Here is a 12,507-nt window from a genome sequence, read left to right as displayed (position 1 = left end):
GCAATGTGCGGCGAACCGGGCTGCCGGCACCAGCAGGCCGAGGTGAAAGCCGGGCGATCACGTAACTGGACGGGCAGCTTTGCCAGGACGCCAGGACGGCTTTTCGGTGTCGGCTTTATCAGGCTTTATCAATTGACGCTTTCCGGCTTCATCGGAAACTCCTGCCGCCATATCCCCACCTGTTCGGAATATGGCTACGAGGCGATTGCCCGCCACGGGCTTTGGGCCGGCGGCTGGATGACGCTATTTCGTGTGGCGCGCTGCGGACCGGGCGGCACAAGCGGTCTGGATCCGGTGCCGGAAGTACTTGATGGAAGCAGGCGCTGGTGGATGCCGTGGCGCTACTGGAGCCGACATCGATGAATGACTATGTGGCCCTGCTGCACAGCATCGTTCTCGGCGTGGGCAAGCGGCTTATCATGGCCGATCTCAGGGCCATGGCGGAAGAGCTGGGATTTACCGACTGCAGGACGCTTGTCGCGACCGGAAATCTTGTTTTTCGCGCTGAAGCGGCACCTGTCCGCGAGATAGAGGACAGGCTGGAGCGCGCCTTCGAAGATCGCTTCGGCAAACATGTCGATATTCTCGTTCGTTCCGGCGGCGACTGGCTGAAGCTGGCGGCGGACAATCCCTTCGCCAAGGGCAATCCGCCGGATGTCTGCGTGCGGGTGATGCGTGAACCGCTTGGCGAAGGTATCCTTGGATTTCTCGATAAGTACCGCCGACAGGAGACGATCGCCGTAATCGGCGGTGACTTGTGGATCGATTTCAAGGGCAAACCGAGCGAGAGCAGGCTGCTGTCTGCGCTGACCACAAGAAGGCTCGGTATCGGCACGACCCGCAACGCCAACACGGTCAATGGTCTCGCGGAAATGCTTCGCTGAGCGGCCTTCACCTTTGACTGCAATGGCAAAAGCCTTTATCAGCCTGCGTGCCCGCCTGTCGCGGGCAAATCATTATTCCAACACCACCCGCATTCGTTGGCGGGACTGGACAGGAGCACTAAACGATGTCTGAAGCCGTTTCCCTTACATTTCCCGATGGTTCCGTCCGCAGCTACGCCCCCGGCACGACCGGCCGCGAGGTTGCCGAATCCATCTCCAAATCGCTCGCCAAGAAAGCCGTCGCCATAACGCTTGATGGCACCCTGCGCGATTTGTCCGACACCATCACCGATGGCAAGATCGAGATCGTCACGCGCGAAGACAAGCGTGCACTTGAGCTCATCCGCCACGATGCCGCTCACGTCATGGCCGAGGCCGTGCAGGAACTGTGGCCCGGCACGCAGGTGACGATCGGCCCTGTTATCGAGAACGGCTTTTATTACGACTTCGCCAAGAACGAGCCCTTCACGCCGGAAGATCTGCCGAAGATCGAAAAGCGCATGAAGGAAATCATTCAGCGCAACAAGCCGTTTACCCGTGAAGTCTGGTCGCGTGAAAAGGCCAAGGAAGTCTTCGCCGCCAAGGGCGAGAATTACAAGGTCGAGCTGGTCGATGCGATTCCGGAAGGTCAGGACCTGAAGATCTATTATCAGGGCGACTGGTTCGATCTTTGCCGTGGCCCGCATATGGCTTCCACCGGCCAGATCGGCACTGCCTTCAAACTGATGAAGGTGGCCGGCGCCTATTGGCGCGGCGACAGCAACAATGCAATGCTGTCACGCATCTATGGCACCGCCTGGGCGACGCAGGAGGAACTCGATAATTACCTTCACGTTCTGGCCGAAGCCGAAAAACGCGACCACCGCCGTCTCGGCCGCGAAATGGACCTGTTCCATTTCCAGGAAGAAGGTCCGGGCGTCGTGTTCTGGCACGGCAAGGGCTGGCGCATGTTCCAGACGCTGACGGCCTATATGCGCCGGCGGCTCGCCAACACCTATCAGGAAGTCAACGCGCCGCAGGTGCTCGACAAGTCGCTGTGGGAAACCTCCGGTCACTGGGGCTGGTATCAGGAAAACATGTTCGCGGTGAAATCCGCCCATGCCTTTACCCATCCCGATGACGAGGAAGCCGATCAGCGCGTCTTTGCGCTCAAGCCGATGAACTGCCCCGGTCACGTGCAGATTTTCAAGCATGGCTTGAAGTCTTACCGCGAAATGCCGGTTCGTCTTGCTGAATTCGGCAATGTGCACCGTTATGAAGCGTCCGGCGCTTTGCACGGCCTGATGCGTGTTCGTGGCTTCACGCAGGATGATGCGCATGTCTTCTGCACGGAAGAGCAGATGGCGGCGGAATGCCTGCGGATCAACGATCTGATCCTTTCCGTCTACGAAGATTTCGGCTTCAGCGAAATTGTCGTCAAGCTCTCCACGCGCCCGGAAAAGCGCGTTGGTTCCGACGATCTGTGGGATCGCGCCGAAAGCGTGATGATGGAGGTTCTGAAGACCATCGAGGAACAGTCGGAGGGACGCATCAAGACCGGCATCCTGCCGGGTGAGGGTGCCTTCTACGGACCGAAGTTCGAATATACCCTGAAGGACGCCATCGGCCGCGAATGGCAGTGCGGCACGACGCAGGTGGACTTCAACCTGCCTGAGCGTTTCGGCGCCTTCTATATCGACCAGAACTCGGAAAAGACGCAGCCGGTGATGATCCATCGCGCCATATGCGGCTCGATGGAGCGCTTCCTGGGTATCCTGATCGAGAACTTCGCCGGTCACATGCCGCTATGGTTCGCACCGCTCCAGGTCGTGGTCGCGACGATCACCTCTGATGCGGATGATTATGGTCGTGAGGTTGCGGAAGCGCTGCGCGAAGCGGGCATGGCGGTCGAGACCGACTTCCGCAACGAAAAGATCAACTACAAGATCCGCGAGCACTCGGTGACCAAGGTTCCTGTCATCATGGTCTGCGGCCGCAAGGAAGCGGAAGAGCGCACCGTCAACATCCGCCGTCTCGGCTCGCAGAACCAGACATCGATGTCGCTTGAGGAGGCAATCACCAGCCTCGTGGACGAAGCGACGCCGCCGGATGTGAAGCGCAAGCTTGCGGCGAAGAAGCAGGTTGCCTAATAACAGTTACGGCCCCTTCGGGGGCCGTTTTGTTTGTGGGGATGTGCGGGTAATTTCACTGCCAAAGGCGACGCATTCACCTCCGTCATCCCGGACTAGATCCGGGGCCCAGCGCGATCAAGTCGTTGATCGCGAAAGACTCTCTTCACGACGCAGACGCGTCGTCGCTGGATACCGGATCAAGTCCGGCATGACGGATGGATGTGGGTGACGCCTACTCGAAATCCCCGGACATCTCTTCCGGCGCCTGATCCTTCATCAGCACTTCCACATCCGAATCCCGGCCGGCGGTTACCTTGAAGTTGCGCTGGTAGACCTTGTCCTTGTTGCGGGCGATGGCGGTATATTCGCCTTCGGCCAGCACCATGGTCGAAAAGGCGCTGACGCTTTCATTGACAACGTCACCGCCGCCGTTCAGCACCGACCAGGCCGTATCGGCAATGGCTTCGCCGCCCGCTTCGGATACCAGCTTGAGGGTGATCTGTGCCGCCCGGTGCTGAAGGGTCGCTTCGGTAAGCTTGCCGGCTTCCACCTGGATATCGGCGCGCACGGAGGCGTTGGCGTTACCGTATTGGGAAACGACGTGATATGTGCCGGCATTGAGGCGCACGATGGTGTTCGGTTTAATGTCTTCCATAACCAGCCCGCGTTCGCCATCGGGACGGGCGTCGGAGGAATAGATAGAGAATTTCAGCTGGTTGGCGGAAATCTGCTTGTCGGACCCTGCAACGGCGTTCAGCACGAAACCACCGGCATCGAGAATCAGCACCTGTTTCTGGACGCTGCCGGAGGCAGGCACGTTGAGCTTCTTGGTGACACCTGCGCGGCCGAAAGCGACGTTGACGAAATATTCGCCCGGCACCAGATGGAATTCCGCCGAGCCGCCCTCTGAGCTTGCCAGCATCGGCAATTTACCGTCGGTGCCGGGGATGGGGCTGAATACGCGCCAGGACAGGCCTTCCTTCACCGCTTCGCCTTCGCCGGTCAGCTTGGCTTCCATGACTATGTCGCGGGCGGTGCTAGTCGGCGCGTTGGGGGCGGAGGGAGCGGTGAAAGCATTGAGTTTCGGCATTTTAGGCGTGCCGCCGAGTTGCTTGAAGTCCTTGAAGGCGTCCTGCGAAAAAGCAGCTTGCGATAACAGGCCAAGCGCGGCACATGCAATGCTCAGACGCGCCGCGATTTTGATTGCCGACATTTTCGATACCGATTGACTTCTTGATTTTCCCGGATCACTTCAAAACCAATGCCGTGGCTATTTCAAGGCCCATGTTTTTGCGATGACAGCAGAATGGAAGATTATTGATCATGACAAGTGATATCAAGCTCCTCGATTACCTCAGGGTTCGCCGTTCCACGCCGGCCCTGCAACTTGCCGAGCCGGGACCCGCGAAGGCGGAAATTGAAGATATCCTGCGGCTCGCCGTGCGCGTGCCTGACCATGGTAAGCTTGCGCCGTGGCGTTTCGTGGTTTTCCGCGGCGAGGAGCGCGTCCGTCTCGGTGAAACGGCGCTTCGGATCGCACTCGAAAAGAACCCGGACCTCGACCTGCAGCAGCAGGAAGCCGAGCGCACCCGTTTCACCCGCGCACCCGTCGTCATTGCCGTCATCAGCACTGCAAAGCCGCATTTCAAGATTCCGGAGTGGGAACAGATCATGTCGGCCGGCGCGGTGTGCCTCAATCTCATCTTCGCAGCCAATGCCAGCGGTTTCGCAGCGAACTGGCTGACGGAATGGCTCGCTTTCGATCCGGCCTTTCTCGCGGAAATCCACGTCGATGCGGCGGAGAAGGTCGCGGGGTTCATTCATGTCGGTTCGACGACATTCCCGCCGGTGGAACGGCCTCGGCCGGAGCTTGCCGATGTCGTCACCTGGGTTGGGGAAGTCTGATGTTCTACACCACGGACACCAACCAGCACGGCCTGCCGCATGATCCGTTCAAGGCCATCGTCGCGCCGCGCCCGATCGGCTGGATCGGCTCGAAGGGCAGGGAAGGTTCCCTCAACCTCTCGCCCTATTCCTTCTTCAACGCGATTTCGGACCGGCCGAAGCTCGTGATGTTCTCCTCCAGCGGCAGGAAGGACAGTCTGCGCAATGTCGAGGAGACCGGCGTCTTTACCGCCAATCTCGTCAGCCGCCATCTGGTAGACCGGATGAATGCGTCTTCTGCACCCGTCGCTTATGATGTCGATGAATTCGCCCTTGCCGGTCTTACCGCTGTCGATGGCCGCGTGGTGGATGCGCCTTTTGTGGGTGAGGCACTGGCGGTTCTCGAATGCCGGGTAACCCAGATTCAGCAGCTCAGGGACATTGACGGCGAGCCAGCCGATTCCTGGATGGTCATCGGTCAGGTCATGGCGATCCACATCGATGAAACGATCATTCACGATGGGCGCATCGACATGGGACTTGCCCGTCCCGTGGCGCGCATGGGCTATATGGATTACTGCGATGGCGGCAGCGATGTATTCCAGCTGCAGCGCCCCTCTACTGCGCCGTAAATATAGGCCTTCTTCGCCGAGGGTTAATTTTTATGGTGAACCAAACGTAAACCATTTGCGCCTAGAGTTTTATACATGGTGGCGGCGATGATGCCGCCATCCATTGTATGAATGTGTTTCGAGGCTCAGGTGATCGTACAGGCATTTCTTCGCTGGTCTGAAAAGGCTGGATCGACCGAGCGGGCGAATGCCGCCAATGCTCTCGGCCGTGCCTATCTGCATTCCGGCATGGCGCGCGAAAACCGCGATGCCGCCTATATGGCGATGACCTATCTTCTCGACGATCCTTCGCCGCGCGTGCGGCTGGCGCTTGCCGAAGCGCTTGCGGACGCCCATGATGCGCCGCGCGCCATTATCGTTTCCCTTGCCGAAGACCAGCCGGAAATCGCCTGCACGGTAATCGCCCGTTCGCCGGTTCTGGCCGAGGCCGATCTGGTCGATCTGGCGGGGCGTGGTGAAAGCTTGACCCGCGCGCTCATCGCCGCCAGGCCCGGCCTGCCGCGCGGGGTCTGCGCCGCGCTTGCGGAAGTTGGCGACCTGCCCGAAACCACCATCCTGCTAGAAAATGACGAAGCCTTCATCACACCGTTTTCGCTCCGGCGCATCGCCGAACGTCACGGTTGCGACGCCGATATCCGTGATCTCCTGCTCCGCCGCGAGGCCTTGCCTGCCGATGCGCGTCATCTGCTTGTGGGACGCGTGAGCGAGGCACTTGCGGATTCCGCGCTGGTTCATGCGCTGATCACGCGCAACCGCGCCGACAGTCTTTTCCGCGAAGCGGAAGATTCCGCCACCATCCTGATCGCATCGAGCGTTTCCTCGCCGGAACTGCCGGCACTGGTGGAGCATCTGCGCCAGAGGCTGGAGCTGACGCCCGCATTGCTCATCCATGCCGTCTGTTCGGGCCGGCTTGAGTTCTTCACGGCGGCCATGGTCAATCTCTCCGGTCTTGATGACCGCAAGGTGCGCGCCATTCTGGCCACGGGCCGGCCGCATGCGCTGAAGGCGCTGTTCCAGTCCATTGGTCTGTCGGGCGACGTCGTTGACGTCTTCAGCGAAGCGACGCTGATGTGGCGCCGTGCCGCCCGCTCGCAGCTTCCTGAGGCGGCCGCCTCCGTCTCTGCCGAACTGCTGTCGCATTTCCGTGACGTGAGCGGTTCCGAAACGCTGTTCGAACTGTTGCACGCGGTGCGCAAGCTGAGCATTGCGGAAGAACGGCAGAAGGCGAGATATTATGCGCAGGCGCTGGCGGTGGAGGCGGCGTGAGGTCGGGTTAATTTTCGGCTGATACAAATCGCATGAGTATCATAATTTTCCCGGAGTGGGCATCCTCTCATCCTCATCCCTGTGCTCGTCACAGGAGTCCTACCAGCCCAAATCCTTGGGCTGGAAGGACTCTCTCCGCCGCGCAGACGCGCGTCGACTGGATTCCTGTGACAAGCACAGGAATGAGGGAAGATCGGTTGCCCGCAATCACTTATCGAACCGTTTGGCAATCCATGAATAGCTGTTTTCGACCATCCTCACAGGCGTTCCAAGGAAGTGCTTTATGCCTTCGGTGGAAGGAAGGACGCGGCTGACGCGGCCGATCGCCTGTTTGGTGAGACTTTCCTCTTCTTTCGGCGTCACTTCCGCCGTGGCCTGCTGGGCATCGGCCGGTGCTGGAGTGCCGGACTGCGTGCCGGCCGTTTGCGGGCTCTGTTCACCCGGTGTCTGACACACGGCCACGACCACCGGATAGGACGCGTTCGCAAAACGCTCCAGCTCCTTTTCCGACACAGCGTCGCACAGTTCGATGCTCGTCCACCGCTGTTGCGAGGTGGCGAGGTAATGGCAATCGGTGGCGCTGTCGTCGCAACCGAGAAAGGTCATGAGAACGAGGGCTGTTTTCATGGTGTGTGTTGCCTCTGTCGGGAATTATGCTCTAGAAGCTCATCTATCCCGATTGCAGTGACATTACGACGAAATACGCATTTTTTTGAGAGAAGGCAGGCATCGCATTGGCCATCGAAATCAAGCTTGAGACACCCCGTCAGGACGCGGTTCTGCGCCTCATCGACCTTTCCAATGCCTATATGGCGTCGCTTTACCCCGCAGAAAGCAATCATCTGGTCGATATCGGCGCGCTTGAGAAGGATAATGTCTCTTTTTTCGTGGTGCGGCAGGGTAGCCGCGTGGTCGGCTGCGGGGCGCTGGTGGAAGCGGGCGATGGCACGGCTGAGGTCAAGCGCATGTTCGTCGATCCGGAGGCGCGGGGTCTGCGCATCGGCAAGCTGATCATGGATACGCTCATCGCGCGTGGTGAGGAGCTTGGCCTTTCTGCCATTCGTCTCGAGACCGGCATCAGCCAGCCGGAGGCGATAGGGCTTTACCGCAAGGCGGGTTTCGTGGAGATCGAGGCTTTTGCGCCCTATAAGCCTGATCCGCTCAGCCTCTTCATGGAGAAGGTGCTTTAAGTCGGCGGTACAGGTTCGCGGCCGCTTTGCGGTGTCCAAAACGAAGGAATCCACGCGACATGAAACGCAGCGCGAGCGACGGATCGCGCCAAACACCCAACGTCATCCTCGGTGTGTCACGAGGATCTGCATCCGAGTGATTTATCTGACGTGAGGATGACGGCGATGGTGCATTTCCCGCTCTCCATCCGTTTCAGACCTGAATGAAAACTTAGAACTAAGAATGATCGCAACGTGCCGAGGATCAGGTCCCGTACCGGAGAAGCGATAGTTGCGGATGCGCAACGAGGCCGAGCATGGGCGGATGCGAGGTTCGCGGATATCTGTCGTTACCGGAGCTGCGGCGTCCGGCGCAGGCCTCAATCAGAAAGCGGCCTTCCGAAACGCCGTCGTTTCCTCGCTATTGTCCTCGAGCACGGCGACCTCGTCCAGGGCGTCACCCTGCGCAGGAGGCGGTGTCGGAGCTTCGGCGGCCGCGGAAAGTTCGACCTCACGAACCCATTCGCGCCAGATCGCAACCAGAAGCGCCATCAGCACCGGGCCGATGAAGAGGCCGAGGAAACCCATGGTCTTGACGCCGCCGACGAGGCCGAAAAACGTCGGCAGGAATGGCAGCTTGATGGGCCCGCCGACGAGTTTCGGGCGGATGGTCTTGTCAACGATGAAGAGTTCCACCGAACCCCAGACAAACAGGGCCAACCCGTGGGCGGGCGAGCCGCTGGCGACCAGATAGATGGACACCAGCGTGAAGGACAGAGGCGCACCGCCCGGAATGAGGGCCATGACGCCTGTCAGCACGCCGAGCGTGACGGGCGAGGGGACACCGGCGATCCAGTAGGCGATGCCGAGGATGATGCCTTCGCCGATGGCGATCAGCGTCATGCCGGTGACCGTGGAGCTGATGGTGGCGGGCACGACGCGGGAAATGCGTTCCCACCGCGTCGGCAGGATACGCTCACCGACCAGATCGACCTGACGGGTGAAACCGGCCCCGTTACGATAGACGAAGAACAGCGCGATCAGCATGAACAGCAACGTCAGCACCAGATGGAACGCGCCATTGCCGGCGGCGAGGATCGCCCTGTAGATATTGCCGATATTGGCGCCGCTGACGAGCTGGATCACCTCACCGATGGCGCCCGGCGTGCCGATATATTTCACCCATTGTTCGCCAAGCCATGGGCCGACGGCGGGAAGGGCGGCGATCCAGTCCGGCACGGGGGCGCCGGTCTTGTTGACATGCACTGCCCAGCCGAACCATTCGCGGATTTCGCTGGCCGTGTAGGAAGCGGCGATGAAGATCGGGACGACAAGGAAGGCGAGGATGAGAATGATGGCGATGGTGGCGCCGAGCGTGGTGTTGCCGCCCACCTGCCGAAGAAGCCGTGTATAGACCGGCCAGCTGGCGAAACCGATGACGAGGGCGGCGAGAACCGGAACCAGGAAGCCGTGGAAGAAGTAGATGCCGGCCAGGGCAACGAGAACGAGCAGCCAGCGCGCAGCCGAAATGGGCGGGATCAGGGCGATCCGCGTCGGGCTGGCCGGACCAAGCCATCTCGGTTCGCCACTCTGCTTACGGCTGTCATTCTTACTCACGGCAGGCTCTTTCTCGCATTCTCCCCGAAGGGTGCATTCACTCTGTCACACCGATACATATAAGTGCAATATAATCGGATCACATTACCGTTGTGTGTTTATTGCTGAACCTATTGAACGATTTTGGTAAAAATAGAACATCGGTCTTGGCGCGCGCATTGAAATATGACAATTGAACTCCGTTTTTCTTGCGGCGTAAGGTTGCCGCGCCCGATCTCCAGGTCACGCCATGCTCCGCCGCTTCTTCGCCTATTATCGCCCCTATCGCGGTCTGTTCATTCTCGATTTTTCCTGCGCTGTCTTGTCGGGCGTACTGGAACTCGGCTTCCCGATGGCGGTGAAGGCCTTTGTCGACGTGCTGCTGCCGGGCGGTGAATGGGCTATCATCCTGGCCGCCTCCGTCGGGCTGCTCCTCATCTATGTACTGAATACCGGATTGATGGCGACTGTCACCTACTGGGGACACATGCTTGGGATCAATATCGAAACCGACATGCGCCGTCTGGCCTTCGATCATCTGCAAAAGCTTTCCTTCCGGTATTTCGACAACCAGAAGACCGGCCATCTGGTCGGGCGGCTGACCAAGGATCTGGAAGAGATCGGCGAGGTGGCCCACCATGGGCCCGAAGACCTGTTCATCGCCATCATGACCTTTATCGGCGCGTTCCTGCTGATGCTGTCGGTCAATGTGCCGCTGGCGCTCATCACCGCCGCCGTCGTGCCCGTCACTGCCTGGGTCACCAGCCGGTATGGCGGCCGCATGACGCAGAATTTTCGCGCGCTATACGGCCGTGTGGGGGATTTCAACGCCCGTATCGAGGAAAATGTCGGCGGCATGCGAGTGGTGCAGGCCTTTGCCAATGAGGATCACGAGAGGGCGCTGTTCGAAAAAGACAACCAGAAATACCGCCGCACCAAGCTTGACGCCTACAAGATCATGGCGGCCAGCACCTCGCTGAGCTACATGAGCATGCGGCTGACACAGATGATCGTGATGATCTGCGGCGCCTGGTTCGTTCTGAATGGCGACCTGACAGAAGGTGGCTTCGTCGGCTTCCTGCTGCTGGTCGGCGTGTTTTTCCGCCCGGTGGAAAAAATCAATTCGGTCATCGAGACCTATCCCAAGGGCATTGCCGGTTTCCGCCGGTTCACCGAGCTTCTCGACACCGCGCCCGATATTGTCGATGCGCCCGATGCGGTGGAAGCGCCGCTGCTGCGCGGCGATATCGAATACCGCCATGTGGGCTTCGGTTATGCCGAGGGCAAGCAGGTTCTCAGCAATATCGACCTGAAGATCAGTGCCGGCGAGACCGTGGCCTTCGTCGGCCCTTCCGGTGCGGGCAAGACGACGCTCTGCTCACTGCTGCCGCGCTTTTACGATGTGACCAGCGGTGCAATCACCATTGACGGCGTGGATATCCGCAAAATGAAGCTCGCCTCGCTGCGCAATCAGATCGGCATCGTGCAGCAGGATGTCTTCCTGTTCGGCGGCACGATCCGTGAGAACATCGAATATGGACGGCTTGGCGCTTCGGATGCGGAGATCATGGATGCCGCTAGGCGCGCGCGGCTGGACGGCGTCATTGAGGCCATGCCGCTCGGGCTCGACACCGTCATTGGCGAACGCGGCGTAAAGCTGTCCGGCGGACAGAAGCAGCGTCTTGCGATTGCCCGCATGTTCCTGAAAAATCCGCCGATCCTCATTCTCGATGAGGCCACCTCGGCGCTCGACACGGAAACCGAGCGGGCCATCCAGCAATCGCTGACCGAGCTTGCCAAAGGCCGCACCACCCTCGTCATCGCCCACCGGCTGGCGACGATCCGCGATGCCTCGCGCATCGTGGTCGTTGACCAGAGCGGCATCGCCGAAACCGGCGCTCATGCCGAACTCCTGGCTGCCAAGGGCCATTACAGCCGTCTGCACGAGGCGCAGTTCAGCGGTCATCTTGCTGGCCTCAGCTAACCGACCCGCACGTCTCTTAGCCTTTTACTGCCTGTTCTTCGACAATGCCGGGGTTTGCTTCCGGCTTGCCGGGATGGCTGCTGACGAGGTAACCCATGGCGACGGCGGCCGCGACGACGAAGAGCAGCAGGACACCGCTGATCGTCATCAGCCATTCGCGGGGCTTTCTGTGCCCCATGATATAGTTCGGCCACCGGCTTGGATGGTTCACCACGTCGTTATTCCGGTGCTGTCGCATGAACTTCCCCAGGTTTAAGCGTTTCGGTGAAAGGTCAACGCCAGCGCTACCGCGACCGTTCCGTGTGGGTGGCGAACAGGTGATGACAAGGACGTGAGTCCGGTCATTTAGTCTCGGGAAGGCCGATCAGGCGGATTGAATGGCGATCCGGTTTCCCTCGCTGTCGGAAATCTCCGCGACGAAGAGCGCATCATTCACCGCCGTTTTGGGAAATAGGAGCTCGCTTCCACCGGCAAGAGCTTTGGCAATAACATCATCCACATCAGCGACGCTGAAATAGACGATCGCTCCATCTCGCGTCGGTACATAGGCCGGGCCTTCGGCAAGCGCGGCACTGGCGCCATTGCTGTTTTCGTCAAAAGGGAAATAGGCCATTCTGCTATCGTGGATCGCGACGATTTCGGCAAAGGGCACATTAAAAACCGCGCGATAGAAGCGGATCGCCCGATCAAGATCGGTCACGGGGATTTCGACATGGGCGACAATATTCATACGCTTCTCCTCAGCTGGACTGACGCACTTTCAAATTTCTGATGGCACCGATCTTTCTAGCGACGGCTGACATGGCGAGGCAATGGCGCGCGGTGTCAGGTAACCACATTGTCAATCGTCCAGCACCCGCGTGACCGGTCCCAGTGCCGGGAGAGGGCTAAGCGCCACATCGCGGCGTCAAAAGTCAGCTTGCGTCCTGCGTCTCTTTATGCGAATGATTTGCAATTGCATTAATCATATTTCCGTTCAGA

General features: G+C 59.6%; 13 protein-coding genes. 8 read left to right on the top strand and 5 right to left on the bottom strand.

The window, feature by feature from the left end; translation table 11 throughout:
* The first annotated feature begins 3 nt into the window (after window positions 1-3).
* The 3 genes from yidD to thrS all read left to right on the top strand — a co-directional run bounded on the left by yidD (window position 4) and on the right by thrS (window position 3,013).
* Window positions 4-363: a membrane protein insertion efficiency factor YidD gene (gene yidD, locus HQN82_RS06625; RefSeq protein ID WP_173614688.1), complete on the top strand. Its 360-nt coding sequence runs from the start codon at window positions 4-6 to the stop codon at window positions 361-363.
* Window positions 360-884 (top strand): DUF1697 domain-containing protein, encoded by a 525-nt coding sequence (locus tag HQN82_RS06620; protein ID WP_173614687.1) that lies wholly within the window; start codon window positions 360-362, stop codon window positions 882-884. The genes yidD and HQN82_RS06620 overlap by 4 nt, the downstream gene beginning before the upstream one ends.
* Window positions 885-1,009: 125 nt before the next feature.
* Window positions 1,010-3,013 (top strand): threonine--tRNA ligase, encoded by a 2,004-nt coding sequence (thrS, locus tag HQN82_RS06615; protein WP_173614686.1) that lies wholly within the window; start codon window positions 1,010-1,012, stop codon window positions 3,011-3,013.
* A gap of 214 nt (window positions 3,014-3,227) precedes the next feature.
* On the opposite strand, the gene HQN82_RS06610 is transcribed toward thrS, so the two are convergent.
* The gene (locus HQN82_RS06610) at window positions 3,228-4,208 is read right to left on the bottom strand and encodes a hypothetical protein (protein ID WP_077986312.1); all 981 of its coding nucleotides are present in this window, start codon (window positions 4,206-4,208) and stop codon (window positions 3,228-3,230) included.
* A gap of 110 nt (window positions 4,209-4,318) precedes the next feature.
* Here HQN82_RS06610 and HQN82_RS06605 point away from each other — a divergent pair, with 110 nt between their 5' ends.
* The 3 genes from HQN82_RS06605 (at window position 4,319) to HQN82_RS06595 (ending at window position 6,777) form a co-directional block, all read left to right on the top strand.
* The gene (locus tag HQN82_RS06605; protein ID WP_112766379.1) at window positions 4,319-4,900 is read left to right on the top strand and encodes a nitroreductase family protein; all 582 of its coding nucleotides are present in this window, start codon (window positions 4,319-4,321) and stop codon (window positions 4,898-4,900) included.
* Entirely contained in the window at window positions 4,900-5,511 is a 612-nt protein-coding gene (locus HQN82_RS06600; RefSeq protein WP_004442227.1) for a flavin reductase family protein, read from the top strand. The genes HQN82_RS06605 and HQN82_RS06600 overlap by 1 nt, the downstream gene beginning before the upstream one ends.
* A gap of 111 nt (window positions 5,512-5,622) precedes the next feature.
* The gene (locus HQN82_RS06595) at window positions 5,623-6,777 is read left to right on the top strand and encodes a DUF2336 domain-containing protein (protein WP_037093663.1); all 1,155 of its coding nucleotides are present in this window, start codon (window positions 5,623-5,625) and stop codon (window positions 6,775-6,777) included.
* A gap of 207 nt (window positions 6,778-6,984) precedes the next feature.
* Here the strand turns inward: HQN82_RS06595 and HQN82_RS06590 are convergent, their stop codons facing one another.
* The gene (locus tag HQN82_RS06590; protein ID WP_004442223.1) at window positions 6,985-7,404 is read right to left on the bottom strand and encodes a hypothetical protein; all 420 of its coding nucleotides are present in this window, start codon (window positions 7,402-7,404) and stop codon (window positions 6,985-6,987) included.
* A gap of 107 nt (window positions 7,405-7,511) precedes the next feature.
* Here HQN82_RS06590 and HQN82_RS06585 point away from each other — a divergent pair, with 107 nt between their 5' ends.
* Window positions 7,512-7,967 carry a GNAT family N-acetyltransferase gene (locus tag HQN82_RS06585; protein WP_022556287.1) on the top strand — a complete coding sequence of 152 codons (456 nt, stop codon included), beginning with the start codon at window positions 7,512-7,514 and terminating at the stop codon, window positions 7,965-7,967.
* Between the two features lie 363 nt (window positions 7,968-8,330).
* On the opposite strand, the gene HQN82_RS06580 is transcribed toward HQN82_RS06585, so the two are convergent.
* The gene (locus HQN82_RS06580; RefSeq protein WP_006698841.1) at window positions 8,331-9,563 is read right to left on the bottom strand and encodes an AI-2E family transporter; all 1,233 of its coding nucleotides are present in this window, start codon (window positions 9,561-9,563) and stop codon (window positions 8,331-8,333) included.
* Window positions 9,564-9,792: 229 nt separating this feature from the next.
* Here HQN82_RS06580 and HQN82_RS06575 point away from each other — a divergent pair, with 229 nt between their 5' ends.
* The gene (locus tag HQN82_RS06575) at window positions 9,793-11,526 is read left to right on the top strand and encodes an ABC transporter ATP-binding protein (protein WP_107327925.1); all 1,734 of its coding nucleotides are present in this window, start codon (window positions 9,793-9,795) and stop codon (window positions 11,524-11,526) included.
* A gap of 16 nt (window positions 11,527-11,542) precedes the next feature.
* On the opposite strand, the gene HQN82_RS06570 is transcribed toward HQN82_RS06575, so the two are convergent.
* Both HQN82_RS06570 and HQN82_RS06565 read right to left on the bottom strand, forming a co-directional pair.
* On the bottom strand, window positions 11,543-11,764 hold the full coding sequence (locus HQN82_RS06570) for a hypothetical protein (RefSeq protein WP_112766380.1): 222 nt from the start codon (window positions 11,762-11,764) through the stop codon (window positions 11,543-11,545).
* Window positions 11,765-11,890: 126 nt separating this feature from the next.
* A complete protein-coding gene (locus HQN82_RS06565; RefSeq protein ID WP_112554506.1) occupies window positions 11,891-12,256 on the bottom strand; it encodes a VOC family protein in 366 nt (121 codons plus the stop codon).
* Window positions 12,257-12,507 lie beyond the last annotated feature (251 nt).

The sequence above is a fragment of the Agrobacterium pusense genome (assembly GCF_013285525.1).
GTDB classification, from domain to species: domain Bacteria; phylum Pseudomonadota; class Alphaproteobacteria; order Rhizobiales; family Rhizobiaceae; genus Agrobacterium; species Agrobacterium pusense.
Note: the sequence above shows the minus strand (reverse complement) of the source record. Positions and strands in the feature narration are given on the sequence as shown.